Source organism: Streptomyces toyocaensis, from assembly GCF_000725125.1.
In the GTDB taxonomy this organism is placed as follows: domain Bacteria; phylum Actinomycetota; class Actinomycetes; order Streptomycetales; family Streptomycetaceae; genus Streptomyces; species Streptomyces toyocaensis.
In genome coordinates, this window is record NZ_JFCB01000036.1 from 1 (window position 1) to 15,877 (window position 15,877).

Annotated in this window: 14 protein-coding genes; 9 read left to right on the forward strand and 5 right to left on the reverse strand. The window is 74.5% G+C overall.

The genetic code is table 11. The features are described 5' to 3' along the window. Positions 1-341: 341 nt before the first annotated feature. Positions 342-1,676, reverse strand: a complete 1,335-nt coding sequence (locus BU52_RS28275) for a PH domain-containing protein (protein ID WP_037939774.1) — start codon at positions 1,674-1,676, stop codon at positions 342-344. Further along, positions 1,673-2,218 (reverse strand): PH domain-containing protein, encoded by a 546-nt coding sequence (locus BU52_RS28280; RefSeq protein WP_037939777.1) that lies wholly within the window; start codon positions 2,216-2,218, stop codon positions 1,673-1,675. The genes BU52_RS28275 and BU52_RS28280 overlap by 4 nt, the downstream gene beginning before the upstream one ends. A 31-nt stretch (positions 2,219-2,249) precedes the next feature. Between BU52_RS28280 and BU52_RS28285 the strand changes: the two genes are divergently transcribed. Beyond that, positions 2,250-3,401 carry an NADH-quinone oxidoreductase subunit D gene (locus tag BU52_RS28285; protein WP_037939779.1) on the forward strand — a complete coding sequence of 384 codons (1,152 nt, stop codon included), beginning with the start codon at positions 2,250-2,252 and terminating at the stop codon, positions 3,399-3,401. Between the two features lie 23 nt (positions 3,402-3,424). Here BU52_RS28285 and BU52_RS28290 read toward each other — a convergent pair whose 3' ends face one another. Beyond that, positions 3,425-4,462, reverse strand: coding sequence for an SAM-dependent methyltransferase (locus BU52_RS28290; RefSeq protein WP_078903487.1), 1,038 nt, complete (start codon positions 4,460-4,462; stop codon positions 3,425-3,427). Positions 4,463-4,580: 118 nt separating this feature from the next. On the opposite strand from BU52_RS28290, the gene BU52_RS28295 reads away from it, so the two are divergent. The 3 genes from BU52_RS28295 (at position 4,581) to BU52_RS28305 (ending at position 7,197) form a co-directional block, all read left to right on the forward strand. Next, positions 4,581-5,783, forward strand: coding sequence for a sensor histidine kinase (locus BU52_RS28295; RefSeq protein WP_037939784.1), 1,203 nt, complete (start codon positions 4,581-4,583; stop codon positions 5,781-5,783). Positions 5,784-5,864: 81 nt separating this feature from the next. Further along, the gene (locus tag BU52_RS28300) at positions 5,865-6,536 is read left to right on the forward strand and encodes a response regulator (protein WP_037939786.1); all 672 of its coding nucleotides are present in this window, start codon (positions 5,865-5,867) and stop codon (positions 6,534-6,536) included. A 31-nt stretch (positions 6,537-6,567) separates the two neighbouring features. Beyond that, positions 6,568-7,197: an AAA family ATPase gene (locus tag BU52_RS28305; RefSeq protein ID WP_037939789.1), complete on the forward strand. Its 630-nt coding sequence runs from the start codon at positions 6,568-6,570 to the stop codon at positions 7,195-7,197. Positions 7,198-7,218: 21 nt separating this feature from the next. Here the strand turns inward: BU52_RS28305 and BU52_RS28310 are convergent, their stop codons facing one another. Together BU52_RS28310 and BU52_RS28315 are read right to left on the reverse strand one after the other, a co-directional pair. Then, positions 7,219-8,325 carry a DUF5937 family protein gene (locus BU52_RS28310; RefSeq protein WP_037939791.1) on the reverse strand — a complete coding sequence of 369 codons (1,107 nt, stop codon included), beginning with the start codon at positions 8,323-8,325 and terminating at the stop codon, positions 7,219-7,221. Between the two features lie 108 nt (positions 8,326-8,433). Further along, a complete protein-coding gene (locus tag BU52_RS28315; RefSeq protein WP_037939794.1) occupies positions 8,434-9,600 on the reverse strand; it encodes a threonine aldolase family protein in 1,167 nt (388 codons plus the stop codon). 172 nt (positions 9,601-9,772) lie between these two features. On the opposite strand from BU52_RS28315, the gene BU52_RS28320 reads away from it, so the two are divergent. The 5 genes from BU52_RS28320 (at position 9,773) to BU52_RS28340 (ending at position 15,287) form a co-directional block, all read left to right on the forward strand. Further along, positions 9,773-10,732, forward strand: a complete 960-nt coding sequence (locus BU52_RS28320) for a Rossmann-like and DUF2520 domain-containing protein (RefSeq protein WP_037939797.1) — start codon at positions 9,773-9,775, stop codon at positions 10,730-10,732. 70 nt (positions 10,733-10,802) lie between these two features. Continuing rightward, positions 10,803-11,798 carry a pantoate--beta-alanine ligase gene (panC, locus tag BU52_RS28325; RefSeq protein ID WP_037939799.1) on the forward strand — a complete coding sequence of 332 codons (996 nt, stop codon included), beginning with the start codon at positions 10,803-10,805 and terminating at the stop codon, positions 11,796-11,798. Continuing rightward, complete coding sequence (locus BU52_RS28330; protein WP_037939803.1) at positions 11,795-13,501, forward strand: L-aspartate oxidase; 1,707 nt, start codon at positions 11,795-11,797, stop codon at positions 13,499-13,501. Before panC ends, BU52_RS28330 begins: the two co-directional genes overlap by 4 nt. 5 nt (positions 13,502-13,506) lie before the next feature. After that, entirely contained in the window at positions 13,507-14,481 is a 975-nt protein-coding gene (gene nadC, locus BU52_RS28335; RefSeq protein WP_037939806.1) for a carboxylating nicotinate-nucleotide diphosphorylase, read from the forward strand. A gap of 8 nt (positions 14,482-14,489) precedes the next feature. Next, positions 14,490-15,287 (forward strand): type III pantothenate kinase, encoded by a 798-nt coding sequence (locus tag BU52_RS28340; protein WP_037939808.1) that lies wholly within the window; start codon positions 14,490-14,492, stop codon positions 15,285-15,287. The last annotated feature ends 590 nt before the right edge of the window (positions 15,288-15,877 follow it).

Genomic DNA, 15,877 nt, shown 5'->3' on the forward strand with positions numbered 1-15,877 from the left:
CTCGCGCGGGCGGGGTGCCCGTGGGGGGTGGGGGAGGCGGGAACGGGCTGTTTGCGTGGTCGGGGCGGGACCGGGGTCCGTTTGTGCGGGATCCCCGCGTGGGCGGGGTGCCCGTGGGGCTGGGGGGAGGCGGGAACGGGCTGTTTCCGTGGCCGGGGCGGGACCGGGGTCCGTTTGTGCGGGATCCCCGCGTGGGCGGGGTGCCCTATGAGCGCCCTGCTTCCAAGGTGCGGGCGGGGTGCCCGTGGGGCCCGGGGAGGGCAGGGAGTCCGCGGCCCGCGCGGAGGGGCCGGGAAGGGGGCGAGGGCTCCCGCGGCCCGCGCGGAGGGGCTCGGGGCCGGTCAGGCCATCCAGCGGTCGGGGCGGGCGTCCCTGCGCCCCGTGCGGGATCGTTCCGCCTGGGCCCGCAGCAGGGACGCCGCCTCCGCCGCGTCCCGGAGGCGGGCCGTGACCGACTTGTTCGCGCCGGTGTCCACATGGACGTCGGCGACCCCCCGTGCCCGCTGCCAGGGGCCCTGGACGAGCCGGACGCTCTGCACCTTGGCGTGCGGCACCAGGGACAGGCTGCGGCGCAGCAGGCCGTGGCGCGCGGCGAACACCCCGTCGGTGACGGCGAGCCCGTAACCCCGCCACCACACCGGCATGCACCACCGCGCGCGGAGCGGCGGCCGGACCAGCGCCTCGGGCGGGGGCACGCTCACCCCGGGCAGCACCCGCGCGACGACCGACTCGGCGAGCTCGCGCGGGGCGACCGGCAGCAGGAGGGAGTTCGACGACCCCGCCACATCCAGCTCCACCCGCACCCAGCCCCGCCGTCGCCACAGCAGCGGCTCGACGAGCCGGACGGTCTGCACACGGCCCGGCGGCACCGTCTCGTGCGCCCGGTCCAGCAGCCCGTGGTCGATGCGCAGCCCGTCGGGCGACTCGCCCAGGGTCCAGTCGTACTCGGCGACGAACCGGCCCACGCTGCTCGCGCCCGCCGCGCCCAGCATCGGCACGGCCACGGCGAGCACCGTCCACAGGCTGTGGGTGGCCGTCCACAGCAACGGCACCACGACGCAGGCGACCAGGAGCCACCCCCAGGTCGCCCCGGTCAGCAGCAGGGAGACGGCGAGCACACCCGGTGGCACCCGCAGCATCTGCCGGGACGGCGCCTCACCCACCTCGTGCGCCGTCTCCGGCGCGAAGCCCGCCGCCCGCGCGAGCAGTTCGGCGCGCAGCACCCGCGCCTCGTCGGCGCCGAGGAAGGCCAGCTCGTCCTTCTTGTCGGCGCCTATGACGTCGAGTCTGAGTTTCGCCACGCCCGCGACCCGCGCGAGCAGCGGCTGGGTGACGTCGATGGCCTGGATCCGCTCAAGCCGGATGTGCGCGGTGCGCCGGAACAGCAGCCCGGTACGGATGCGCAACTCGGTCCCGGTCACCGAGAAGTGGGTGAACCACCAGCTCAAAAAGCCGTAGAGGGCGGCGGCCGGGAGGAGCACGGCGAGCCCTATCAGCAGGGTCGTGGTCGTCAGCCGGGTCAGCTGGCGCTGTGCCTGGTCGGGGTCGTGCACCGCCCACCCGATCAGCACCGCGACGGGCGCCCACGCCCGCCTGAACGGCGTGACGGGGTGCAGCCGCCGCTCGGTCACGGGCGGCCGGCCGCGTACGTCCTCGTGGACGTCCGGGGCCGTCACAGCCCCGCCGATCGGGCCTCGCCGAGCTCCGTGAGCCGGTCGCGCAGCCGTTCCGCCTCGGCCGGGTCGAGGCCGGGGATGGTCGCGTCGGTCGCGGCGGCCGCCGTGTGCAGCTGCACGCTGGCCAGCCCGAAGTGCCGTTCCACGGGCCCCGAGGTGACCTCGACCAGCTGCATCCGCCCGTACGGCACGACCGTCTCCTCGCGCCACAGGACCCCACGGCTGATCAGCAGGTCGTCGGCGCGCTCCGCGTACCTCCAGGAGCGCCAGTTCCGCTCCAGCATCACCCAGCCCCAGAGCAGCAGGGCGAGCGGCAGGGCCGCGAAGGCCGCCCAGCCGGGCCCCGCCAGCAGCGCCGGCACCAGCCCGGTGGCGAGCGTCAGCAGCCCCAGCCACACCACCAGCAGCAGGCGCCGCATCGTGAGCAGTCCCGGGGGCAGTGCGATCCAGACCGGTTCGTCCCCCGCGCCCGCCGGCCCCGCCGCCTGCGCCGTCCTGTCCGCTTCCGCCGGCCCCGTGTCGTGCGGGCTCCCCGTCTCCATAGGGCCAGCGTACGTAGGGGAGACTGTGTTCATGACTCCCAAGACGGAGACCATGGTCGGCATCGGCGGCGCGGCGGAGAGCACCGACATGGTGCTCAACATCGGACCCCAGCACCCCTCCACGCACGGCGTGCTGCGGCTGAAGCTCGTCCTGGACGGCGAGCGCATCATCAGCGCGGAGCCCGTCATCGGTTACATGCACCGGGGCGCGGAGAAACTCTTCGAGGCCCGCGACTACCGCCAGATCATCATGCTGGCCAACCGCCACGACTGGCTGTCGGCGTTCTCCAACGAGCTGGGCGTGGTCCTCGCCGTGGAGCGGATGCTCGGCATGGAGGTCCCCGAGCGCGCGGTGTGGCTGCGCACGCTGCTCGCGGAGCTGAACCGGGTGCTCAACCACCTGATGTTCCTCGGCTCCTATCCGCTGGAACTCGGCGGCATCACCCCGATCTTCTACGCCTTCCGGGAGCGCGAGGAGCTCCAGCACGTCATGGAGGAGGTCTCCGGTGGGCGCATGCACTACATGTTCAACCGCGTGGGCGGCCTCAAGGAGGACCTCCCCGCCGGATGGGCCACGCGCGCGCGTGCCGCGGTGGCCGACGTGCGCTCCCGCATGGACCGCTTCGACGACCTGGTGCTCGGCAACGAGATCTTCCGGGGCCGCACGCGCGGCGTCGGCGTGCTCTCCCCGGAGGCGGTGCACGCCTACGGGGTGAGCGGGCCGATCGGGCGTGCCTCGGGCGTCGACTTCGACCTGCGCCGCGACGAGCCGTACCTCGCCTACGGCGAACTGGGCGACGTCCTTGAGGTGGTGACCCGCGAGGAGGGCGACTGCCTGGCCCGCTTCGAGTGCCTCCTCGCGCAGACCCACAACGCCCTCGACCTCGCCGACGCCTGCCTCGACCGGCTCGCCGGCCTGCCGCCGGGCCCGGTCAACCAGCGGCTCCCGAAGGTCCTCAAGGCGCCCGAGGGACACACGTACGCGTGGACCGAGAACCCGCTCGGCATCAACGGCTACTACCTGGTCAGCAAGGGGGAGAAGACGCCGTACCGGCTGAAGCTGCGCTCGGCGTCGTACAACAACATCCAGGCGCTCACCGAACTGCTGCCGGGGACGCTGGTGGCGGACATGGTGGCGATCCTGGGGTCGATGTTCTTCGTCGTGGGGGACATCGACAAGTAGGTCCCCGGCAGGGCACCCCGTGCTCAGCCGCCGATCGGGTCCCCGATCCCCACCGGCTGCACCAGCCACCCGAAGTCCCCGAGTCCGCCGGGCGCGGTCAGCTCGGCGGCCTCCCCGGCGCTCGCGAGGGCGCGCACGTACCCGGCGGGGTCCGTGGACGCCAGGGCGAGCGGAGGGCGTGCGCCGCTCACCCCCAGGGCGTCCAGGGCCTCCCGCTGCGCCAGCAGGCGCGTGCCGGGGAGCGCGCAGGCCGCGGCGCACGCGTCCAGCGCGACATGCGCGGTGATGTCGCACGACCCGTCCGGCACGGGCGCCGTCTCCCGCCCCTCCCGGAACCCGGTGAGCGTCCCGAACGGCGGCCGGGCGGCGGCCGTGTGCGCGTAGTCCACGGCGACGGCGAGCCCCCGTGCGACCGTCCCGGCCACCTCCGCCCAGGCCCGGTCCCGGGGCAGCCCGATCTCCGCGCGGAGACCCTCCTCGGCCGCCAGCGGCCACCACCGCGCCAGCCACGCGGCCTCCGCACCGGTGACCGGCTCCCCGAGCCGCTCCGTCCCGTCACCACGCACCAGTACCAGGCGCGGCACGCCCGCCGCGTCCACCTCGGCGACGTCCACGGGCACGTTGTCCAGCCACTCGTTGGCGAAGAGCAGCCCCGTGACGCCGTCCGGGGGCTCGGTGCGCCACTCGACCCGTTGATCGAGTCCGGCGGGCCGGCCTCCGAGTTCGACGGCGCACGCCCGCGTGCGCTCCGCCACTCCGGCGGGCAGTGCGGCGAGGACGCCCGCGGCCAGCTCGCCCCGCCCGGCCGCCATGTCCACGAAGTCGAGCACCGCGGGCCGCCCCAGTGCGTCGTCGACCCGGCACAGCAGCCGCGCCACGGCACCCGCGAACAGCGGCGAGGCGTGCACCGACGTACGGAAGTGCCCGGCCGGCCCCTCCCCGGGCCGGCGGTAGAAGCCCTCCGGGCCGTACAGGGCGTCCCGGGCCGCCGCCCGCCAGCCCCGCAGGCCCTCTCCGGTTCCCGGCGTCACCGGTTCCTCACCCGCCCTCGCACTCGCCACCGGCCCAGGTTAACGGCGGGGATATGCCGGGCCTCCACCTTGCGGAGTACGCGTGCGGACCGGGGATCGACCCTCCGGTTGACCCCTGCACGCATTTCGCTTCCCTACGCTGGGTTACGTGCAGCGCCTCTATGACTTCCTCCGCAGACACCCGACATGGGTCGACGGCTTCTGGGCCGTGGTCCTGTTCGGCCTTTCGGTGATCAGCGGAGCGAATACGGAGGCGGCCCGGGGAACGGATCTTCCGGCCCTCACCGTGCCGGTCGTACTGCTGCTGTCGCTGGTCGTCGCGCTGCGCCGCCGCATGCCCGAGCGGATGCTGGTCCTCGCCCTCGCCGTGGGCGCGGGGCAGCTGATCACGGACGTGGCGACGCTGCCCGCCGACTTCGCCCTGCTGGTGATCGTCTACACGGTCGCGGCCGTCGGTGCCCGCTGGGCCTCGCGCCTCGCGCTGACCGCCGGCCTGTGCGCGGCCCCGCTCGCACAGCTGCGCTGGCCGAACGAGGACACGGGCACGGCGGGCAATCTCGCCCTGATGATCTTCCAGACCGTGCCCTTCGCCCTCGCCTGGGTGCTCGGCGACTCCATCCGCACCCGCCGCGCCTACTTCGCACAGCTCGAGGAACGGGCCGCCCGTCTGGAGAAGGAGCGCGCGGCGCAGGCCAAGGTCGCGGTCGCCGCCGAACGCGCCCGGATAGCGCGCGAGCTGCACGACGTCGTGGCGCACAACGTGTCGGTGATGGTGGTGCAGGCCGACGGCGCCGCCTACGTCCTCGACGCCGCGCCCGACCAGGCCAAGAAGGCCCTGGAGACCATCTCCTCCACGGGCCGCCAGGCCCTCGCCGAGATGCGCCGCCTGCTGGGCGTGCTGCGCACCGGCGAGCACCAGGAGGCGGGCGAGTACGTGCCGCAGCCCGACGTGCGGCAGATCGAGGACCTCGTCGAGCAGTGCCGGGGGTCCGGGCTGCCCGTGGACTTCAGGGTCGAGGGCACACCGCGCCCCCTGCCCAGCGGGGTCGAGCTGACCGCCTACCGCATCGTGCAGGAGGCGCTCACCAATACGCGCAAGCACGGCGGCCCCAACGCGGGCGCCAGCGTTCGCCTGGTGTACTTCGACGACGGCCTCGGCCTGCTCGTGGAGGACGACGGAAAGGGCGCCCCGCACGAGCTCTACGAGGAGGGCGGCTTCGACGGCCAGGGACACGGCCTGATCGGCATGCGCGAGCGGGTCGGCATGGTCGGCGGAACCCTGGACGCGGGACCGCGCCCGGGCGGAGGATTCCGCATCAGCGTGCTGCTGCCGCTCAAACCAGCGCATTGACGCCTTCCAGCGCCCCCTGTTGACACCTGTCACAACCTCTGTGACGACCTGACGACCTGACGACCGAACGGAAGAGGCCCGATGACGATCCGCGTGATGCTCGTCGACGACCAGGTGCTGCTGCGCACCGGGTTCCGGATGGTGCTCGCCGCCCAGCCGGACATGGAGGTCGTGGCGGAGGCGGGCGACGGCGTCGAGGCGCTTCAGGTGCTGCGGTCCACCGCCGTCGACGTGGTGCTGATGGACGTCCGCATGCCCAAGCTCGACGGGGTGGAGACGACCCGCCGGATCTGCGCGGACACGGACCCGCCGAAGGTGCTGATCCTGACCACCTTCGACCTGGACGAGTACGCCTTCTCCGGGCTGAAGGCGGGCGCGTCCGGCTTCATGCTCAAGGACGTGCCGCCGGGCGAGCTGCTCGCGGCGATCCGCGCGGTGCACAGCGGTGACGCCGTGGTCGCCCCCTCCACCACCCGCCGGCTCCTGGACCGGTTCGCGCCGATGCTGCCCAGCGGCGGCAGGCAGCCTCAGCACAAGGAGCTGGAACGGCTCACCGAGCGCGAGCGTGAGGTCATGGTCCTGGTCGCGCAGGGCCTGTCCAACGGAGAGATCGCGGCCCGGCTGGTGCTCTCCGAGGCGACCGTGAAGACCCACGTGGGCCGCATCCTCACCAAGCTGGGCCTGCGGGACCGGGTGCAAGTCGTCGTCCTCGCCTACGAGACGGGTCTGGTGCGGGCCGGCGGACACGGCTGAACGGACGGCCGCGCGCCGGTAGGGTCCGTCCATGCTGCTGTGGATCAACGGGCCCTTCGGGGGCGGCAAGACCCAGACCGCACACGAGATTCGGCGCCGTCTGCCGGGCAGCGTCATCTGCGACCCGGAGTACCCCGGCTTCGGCCTGCACCGCATGCTCCCGCCCGACCTGCGCGGCGACTTCCAGGACCTGCGCGCCTGGCGGCAGGGCGTCGTCGAGGTCCTCGACCTCGCCCTGACCCGGCACGACTGCGTGGTGATCGCGCCGATGACCGTCACCGACCCCGGGCACTTCGCGGAGACCGTGGGACGGCTGCGCGAACTCGGCCACGACGTGCGCCACTTCACGCTCCTCGCCGAACGTGCGACGGTACTGCGGCGGTTGCGCGAGCGCGGCTTCGGCCACCTCCTCGGGTCCGTCCTGGGCAAGGCCTCGCTGCGCCGGGAGAGCTGGGCGGTGCAGCGGCTCGACCACTGCCTGGAGCGGCTGCGCGAGCCTGAGTTCGCCGAGCACCTGTGGACCGACCGCACCACGGTGCCGAAGACGGCGGACCGCATCGCCGTCCTGGCCGGACTGACCCTGCGCCCCCACCAAGGGGGCCCGCTGCGGACCCGGCTGCGGCAGGCGGGCGTGGGCATCCGGCACATCCGTTTCGACTGACCGCACAGGCGGTGCGCGCCCTCAGCGCAGGATCCCCTCAAGGAAGTCGCTGCCCAGCCGGGCCACGACCGTCACGTCCAGCTGGTGCAGCACGTACCGCCCGCGGCGGCGGGTGCTGATCAGCCCGGCCTTCTTCAGCACGCTCAGGTGCCGGGATATCTCCGGCGCCGTCATGCCATGCACCTGGGCCAGTTCGCTGGTGGTGTGCGCGCTGCGGGCGAGATGGCGGCACATGCGCATACGGACCGGGTGGGACAGCGCGGTCATCCGCAGGGCCAGCTGGTCGACCGTCGGCGGGGCGGCCGGCTCGGGGGAGCCGACCGGGTAGTGCAGCACCGGCTGCCAGCCGTACCGGTGGAGCACCATCAGGTGCGGCCAGCCGAGGCTGGTCGGGATCAGCAGCAGCCCGCCGTCGCCCGTGGCCGTACGGCCCTCGCCCAGCTTGTCCACGGTGATCCGGCCCGCCGCCTCGTCGAGCGTCACGGCGGGGGACACCGAGCCCAGTGCCTCGGCCGGCCCCTTGTGCCGGAGCAGGTCGGTCTTGAGGCGGGTGTCGGCGGCGAGCCGGGGGTGCAGCCGGGCCCACGTCCCGGCGAAGAACGCGGCGTCGCAGTCCCGGAGGAACTGCCGCAGCCAGTCCCTGATCCGCGGTGGATCCGCGAGCAGCCGCTCGGTGAACAGGAGCTGCCGCGGCCCCCGCGCGGCGGCCAGCTCCAGCGAGCGGCGGCGCAGCCCCTCGTCGGCGAGCGGGCCCGCCCCCGGCAGGCCGTAGGGGAGGGCGCAGGTGAACTCCAGGGCGGCGTCCACGAACTGCTCGTCGGACAGCTCGTCCAGCAGGTCCAGCTCCTCGGCGAGGGTCCCGCCCGGGAGCGTCCTGCGGCCCGGCAGGCCGGCGCTCGGCAGGAACAGGTCCGAGAACGTCGTCCGCCACAGGAAGTCCGCCTCGCACATCCGGTCCGCGAGGTGCGGGTCCAGCCGCGCGGTCACGCCCGTCACCCAGCCCCGCAGCGCCGGATGGTGCGACGGCTCGGACAGCGCGTGCAGCGCCATGCCGAGCTCGGCCAAGGGCGAGGGTACGACGGCGACCCGTTCCGGCCGCAGCCCCGCGATGTCGATGTGCACGCCCATGTCCACATGGTGCACGACGACGTGACCTCGCCCCCGCCGCCGCTTCCCGACCGGGCTCCGCCCCAGACCCGGGGACGGGACGGAAAGGGCGGCGGGGGCGAAAGGGCGTCAGGCCCGGACCAGCCGCCGCGCGAACCCCTCAGCCGCCCTGCGGACGTCGTCCGCCGTCCACTCCAGCCCCGCGGCCCGTACGTACACCTCCGTGAAGGACAGGCCCGGCCCCTTCGGGTCCCAGTGGTTGGCGAAGAGCACCGCACCCGTCTCCTCCGCCGCCGCGATCGCCACCTCGGCGACCACGTCCGCCTCGTACGGCAGCCACACCTGGAAGTCGTAGGTGTGCGGCACCTCGGGATGGACCCGGAACCAGGGCAGCCCTCCTTGCGCCAGGCCCTCGCGCAGCGCGGCCGCCACCACGCGCGCGTGCCGGACGTACTCCGGCAGCCGGGGCAGCTCCCGCTCCAGCCCGATCAGTGCCGACAGCGCGGTCGGGAACTGCTGGAACACGTTGCCGCCGTACCGGTGCCGCCAGGCCCTCGCCTCCTCCACCAGCGTCGCGGGACCGGCCAGGGCGGCGCCGCCGTAGGCGTCGAGGGACTTGTAGAACGACACGTAGACGCTGTCCGCGAGGCCCGCGATCTCCTCCAGCGGCCGCCCGAAGTGCTCGGTGCACTCCCACAGCCGGGCCCCGTCGAAGTGCACCACCGCCTCGCGTTCCCGCGCGGCGCCCACCACCTCGGTCAGCTCCTCCCAGGTGGGCAGCACGAAACCGGCGTCCCTGAGCGGCAGTTCCAGCATCAGCGCCCCGAAGGGCTCCTCGAAGTCCCGCACCTCGGCGGCGGTGGGCAGCCGGGGCTCACTCGTCATCCGTACCGGCCGCAATCCGCTGACCTGGCTGAAGGCGTTCCGCTCGTACACCTCGGGGTGGCTCAGCGGGTGCAGGGCGACCGCCGGGTCGCCGGTCCGGCCGGCCCAGCAGCGCAGTGCGACCTGCTGGGCCATCGTGCCGGTCGGGAAGAACGCGGCGGCCTCGGTGCCGAGCAGCCCGGCGACCCGCTTCTCCAGGGCCTCCACGACACCGTTGCCGTAGATGTCGGAGGTCTCGCCGAGGTCGTACACGGTCCCCGCCGCCTCCAGCAGAGCCAGCCGCTCCGAGAGAGGGGCGAGGAAGCCGAGGCGCGCGAGCACGCGCGGGGCGGCGCGCCAGGCGGCGATCCGCCGTTCGCGCAGCGTGGTGGTGCCCTCTGTGCCGTCCGTATCGCTCATGCGCGCGATCATCCCGCGCCCCCGTCCGCGCGTGCACACCCATTTCCGCACGCGCGTGTGCCGCCGCGGCGCACGGAAACCCACAGCCTGTGGACAACCGACCGCCCCCCGGAACCGATCGCGTTAACATGACGAGAAATCGTCCGGTACCCCGAGCGGACTGGAACGGGAAGGCCGCCGTCGCGTGAACACAACCCCACAGCCCGATCCCCGGGACCGCCCCGCGCGGCTCACCGTCGGCGTCGTCGGCGCCGGACGCGTGGGCCCCGCCCTGGCCGCGTCCCTCCAGCTCGCCGGGCACCGCCCGGTGGCCGTCTCCGCCGTCTCCGCCGCCTCCCGCAGGCGCGCCGAGCAGATGCTCCCGGACGTGCCGGTGGTGACGCCCGCCGACGTCCTCCAGCGGTCCGAGCTGGTGCTGCTGACCGTCCCGGACGACGCGCTCCCGGAGCTGGTGTCCGGACTCGCAGACACCGGCGCGGTGCGGCCGGGACAGCTGCTGGTGCACACCTCCGGCCGGTACGGCGCGAAGGTCCTCGACCCCGCCCTGCGCGCCGGTGCCCTGCCGCTCGCCCTGCACCCGGCGATGACGTTCACCGGCACCCCCGTCGACGTGCAGCGCCTCGCCGGGTGCCCCTTCGGCGTCACCGCGCCCGAGGAGCTGCGGCTGGCCGCCGAGGCCCTCGTCATCGAGATGGGCGGCGAGCCCGAGTGGATCGCCGAGGAGAACCGCCCGCTCTACCACGCGGCCCTCGCCCTGGGCGCCAACCACCTGGTCACCCTGGTCGCCCAGTCCATGGAGCTGCTGCGCGCGGCCGGCGTCGGAGCCCCCGACCGGATGCTCGGCCCGCTGCTCGGCGCCGCCCTGGACAACGCCCTGCGCTCCGGCGACGCGGCCCTCACCGGCCCCGTCGCCCGCGGCGACGCGGGCACGGTCGCCGCGCACGTCACCGAGCTGCGCCGGCACTCCCCGGCGGCCGTCGCCGGCTATCTCGCGATGGCCCGCGCGACCGCCGACCGCGCCCTCGCGCACGGCCTGCTGAAGCCGGAACTCGCCCAGGACCTCCTCGGGGTGCTCGCCGACGGCGGAGCAGGCGGAACCGGCGGAGCCGACGGCACCGGAAGCACCCCGGGGGAGTCCCGATGAGCGGCACGCCCCGCCCCACCGCCCATCCCACCCGTACGACGACGCGCGCGTGCCGGAACGGAGCCGCCCGATGACCACCCTGCTGCGCACCGCCGCCGAACTGCACGCACGCGCGCGCACGGGCCGCCGCGCCGTCGTGATGACCATGGGCGCGCTGCACGAGGGCCACGCCACGCTGATCCGCACCGCACGGGACGTCGCGGGCCCCGACGGTGAGGTCGTGGTCACCGTCTTCGTCAACCCGCTGCAGTTCGGGGCGGGCGAGGACCTGGACCGCTACCCGCGCACCCTGGACGCCGACCTGGAACTCGCCGGGCGGTCCGGCGCCGACGCCGTGTTCGCCCCCTCGGTGGACGAGGTCTACCCGGGCGGCGAACCCCAGGTCCGCGTCAGCGCCGGTCCGATGGGCGCACGCCTGGAGGGGGCGTCCCGCCCCGGCCACTTCGACGGCATGCTCACCGTCGTCGCCAAGCTGCTCCACCTCACCCGCCCCGACATCGCCCTGTACGGCCAGAAGGACGCCCAGCAGCTCGCCCTGATCCGGCGCATGGTGCGGGACCTGAACTTCGGCGTCGAGGTCGTCGGCGTGCCCACCGTCCGCGAGGAGGACGGGCTCGCCCTGTCCAGCCGCAACCGCTACCTCTCGCCCACCGGGCGGCGCACCGCGCTCGCCCTGTCGCAGGCCCTGTTCGCCGGACGCGACCGGCACGCGGCCCAGCAGGCGCTGCGCGCGCGTGCCCATGAGGTGCCCGCCACGCGCGCGCGTGCCGAGGCGCTCAGCGCCATAGGCGAGTCCCGCGCCGCGGCCGACGCGCACGCCGTCGCCACCACCGCCGGCGGCCCGGCGGCCATCCGCGCCGCCGCCCGCCTGGTCCTCGACGAGGCCGCCCGGCTCGACCCGCCGCTCGAGCTGGACTACCTGGCCCTGGTCGACCCCTCCGACTTCACCGAGATCGGCGACGACTTCACGGGCGAGGCCGTCCTCGCCGTGGCTGCCCGCGTGGGCCGCACCCGTCTGATCGACAACGTCCCCCTGACCTTCGGAACCTTCGGAGCCGCCTCGTGACCAGCACAGGCATACGACTGCACGCCCCCGCGGCCGGGTGGTCCATCGACGCGGACGTCGTGGTCGTCGGCTCCGGCGTCGCCGGCCTCACCGCGGCCCTGCGCTGCGAGGCCGCCGGCCTGACCACGGTGGTCGTCACCAAGGCCCGCCTCGACGACGGCTCCACCCGCTGGGCGCAGGGCGGGATCGCCGCGGCCCTCGGCGAGGGCGACACCCCCGAGCAGCACCTGGACGACACCCTGGTCGCCGGCGCGGGCCTGTGCGACGAGGAAGCGGTCCGCATCCTGGTCACCGAGGGCCCCGACGCCGTACGCCGCCTCATCGCGACGGGCGCGCACTTCGACGAGTCCACCGAGGGCGGCCTCGCCCTCACCCGCGAGGGCGGCCACCACCGCCGCCGCATCGCTCACGCGGGCGGCGACGCCACCGGTGCGGAGATCTCCCGGGCCCTCGTCGACGCGGTCCGCGCGCGGGGGCTGCGCACCATCGAGAACGCCCTGGTCCTGGACCTCCTCACGGACGCCGACGGCCGCACCGCCGGCGTCACCCTGCACGTCATGGGCGAGGGCCAGCACGACGGCGTGGGCGCGGTCCACGCCCCGGCCGTCGTCCTGGCGACCGGCGGCATGGGCCAGGTCTTCTCGGCGACGACGAACCCTGCCGTCTCCACGGGCGACGGCGTGGCCCTCGCGCTCCGCGCGGGCGCCGAGGTGAGCGACCTCGAATTCGTCCAGTTCCACCCCACCGTCCTCTTCCTCGGACCCGAGGCGGAGGGCCAGCAGCCGCTGGTCTCCGAGGCGGTACGCGGCGAGGGCGCCCACCTGGTGGACGCCGAGGGCGTGCGCTTCATGCGGGGGCAGCACGAGCTCGCCGAACTGGCGCCCCGGGACATCGTCGCCAAGGGCATCATGCGCCGCATGCGGGAGCAGGACGCCGAGCACATGTATCTCGACGCCCGCCACTTCGGCGCCGAGATGTGGGAGCACCGCTTCCCCACGATCCTCGCCGCCTGCCGCGCCCACGGCATCGACCCGGTCACCGAGCCCGTCCCGGTCGCCCCGGCCGCCCACTACGCCTCCGGCGGCGTCCGCACCGACTCCCACGGCCGCACCACCGTGCCCGGCCTGTACGCGTGCGGCGAGGTCGCCTGCACGGGCGTGCACGGCGCCAACCGCCTCGCCTCCAACTCCCTCCTCGAGGGCCTGGTCTACGCCGAGCGCATCGCCACCGACATCGCACGCACCGGTACCCTCCACCCCCGCGTGCCGCAGCCGCTCCCCACCGGCGAGCGCCCCGAGCACCCCCTCCTCCCGCCGGAGGCCCGCTTCACCATCCAGCGGATCATGACCCGGGGAGCAGGCGTGCTGCGCTCCGAGGCCTCCCTCTCCGAGGCCGCGCACCGCCTCCACGAGCTGCACGCCGACGCGCGCGACGCCCTCGACGAGAACGGCAAGACCGCCGAGCCCGGCGTCGACACCTGGGAGGCCACCAACCTCCTGTGCGTGGCCCGCGTCCTGGTGGCCGCCGCGCTGCGCCGCGAGGAGACCCGCGGCTGCCACTGGCGCGAGGACCGCCCCGAACGCGACGACACCCACTGGCGCCGCCACATCGTCGTACGGCTGAATCCGGACCGATCGCTGGCGGCGCACACCACCGGCACCACAGACTTCCCCCCGACCCTCCCTCAGTCCCAGGAGCAGTGACAGCAGTGACCACCCCCGACCTTCCTCTCGTTTCCTCCGGCGGCTGTGGCGACGGCTGTGCCTGCGGCGCCGACGAGGAGACCTACCTGGAGTGCGGCCTCGACCCCGCACTCGCCCAGCTCCTGGCCGACGCGGGCCTCGACCCCGTCGAGGTCGAGGACATCGCGAACGTCGCCCTCCAGGAGGACCTGGCCCACGGCGTGGACGTGACCACGGTCGCGACCATCCCGGAGGACGCCGTGGCCACCGCCGACTTCACCGCGCGGGAGGCGGGCACGGTGGCGGGCCTCAGGATCGCCGAGGCGGTCATGTCGATCGTCTGCACGGAGGAGTTCGAGGTCGAGCGCCACGTGGAGGACGGCGACCGCGTGGAAGCGGGCCAGACCCTCCTCTCGATCACCACCCGCACGCGCGACATCCTCACCGCCGAACGCAGCGCCCTGAACCTCCTGTGCCGCCTGTCGGGCATCGCGACGGCCACACGCGCGTGGGCGGACGTCCTCGACGGCACCGGGGCGAAGGTCCGCGACACCCGCAAGACCACCCCCGGCCTGCGCAGCCTGGAGAAGTTCGCGGTGCGCTGCGGGGGCGGCGTCAACCACCGCATGTCCCTCTCGGACGCGGCCCTGGTCAAGGACAACCACGTGGTGGCCGCGGGCGGCGTCGCCGAGGCGTTCCGCGCGGTCCGCGAGCGCTTCCCCGACGTCCCGATCGAGGTCGAGGTCGACACCCTCCACCAGCTGCGCGACGTCCTCGACGCCGGCGCCGACCTGATCCTGCTGGACAACTTCACGCCCGGCGAGTGCGCGGAGGCGGTGGCCCTCGTCGACGGCCGGGCCGCCCTGGAGGCCTCCGGCCGCCTCACCCTCGCGGGCGCGAAGGCCTACGCGGACACGGGCGTGGACTACCTGGCCGTGGGAGCCCTCACCCACTCCTCGCCGATCCTCGACATCGGCCTCGACCTGCGAGCGGCGGAGTAGGACCGGCCATGCTGCTGACGATCGACGTGGGCAACACCCACACCGTCCTGGGCCTCTTCGACGGCGACGACATCGTCGAACACTGGCGCATCTCCACGGACGCCCGCCGCACGGCCGACGAGCTGGCGGTCCTCCTGCAGGGCCTCATGGGCATGCACCCACTGCTGGGCGACGAGCTGGGCGACGGCATCGACGGCATCGCGATCTGCGCGACGGTCCCCTCCGTGCTGCACGAACTCCGCGAGGTCACCCGCCGTTACTACGGGGACGTCCCCGCCGTCCTCGTCGAACCGGGCGTGAAGACCGGGGTCCCCATCCTCACCGACAACCCCAAGGAGGTCGGCGCGGACCGCATCATCAACGCCGTCGCGGCGGTCGACCTCTACGGCGGTCCCGCGGTCGTCGTCGACTTCGGCACGGCGACGACGTTCGACGCGGTCAGCGCGCGCGGGGAGTACGTCGGCGGCGTCATCGCGCCCGGCATCGAGATCTCCGTGGAGGCGCTCGGCGTCCGCGGCGCGCAGCTGCGGAAGATCGAGGTGGCGCGCCCGCGCAGCGTGATCGGCAAGAACACGGTCGAGGCGATGCAGTCCGGCATCATCTACGGATTCGCCGGTCAGGTGGACGGCGTGGTCAACCGGATGGCGCGGGAGCTGGCGGACGACCCCGACGACGTGACGGTCATCGCGACGGGTGGGCTGGCGCCGATGGTGCTGGGCGAGAGCTCGGTGATCGACGAGCACGAGCCGTGGCTGACGCTGGTCGGGCTCCGCCTGGTGTACGAGCGGAACGCATCGCGCCTGTAGCCGGGGGCCGGGGCTCGTTGCTCAGCCCGTTGCTCGCGTGGTGCCCGGTGCCGCTGCGGGCCGGGGGAGGTCGCGCAGCCCGGCGCTTGCGGGGCGCCGTCGCGCCCACCCTCCCCCACTCCCGACGCCGCTCGAGCGGGGGGACCCCCATCGCCCCAGCGGCACGACTGCCCGCGGAAGCGGCGCGGCGGGCCCGTGGGTGCGGCGGGAGCGACGTGAGGCCCGCGGGTGCGGCGGGAGCGGCGCGGCGGGCCCACGAGAGCGGCGGAAGCGGCGCGGCGGGCCCGCGGGTGCGGCGGAAGCGGCATGGGGCCCGCGGGTGCGGCGGGTGCGGCATGGGGGGCCTGTGAGAGCGGTGCGGCGGCCCGCCGTGTACGTCGCCTGTGCCGCCTACGGCGGGAAGGGGGCGGGGCGGGGGTGTGCGCCCGCAGCGGCTGGTGCGAACGAGCACCCCGCACCTCCACCGGCCGACCCGGTCGCGCCGGTCCGAGGACGGACACCCCCGACCCGACCCCGACCCACCCACCACCCGAAGGCGCCACCCGAGCCCCCACCCGCAGCCGGCGTGTCCCACCGCAGGCCGGGCGCAT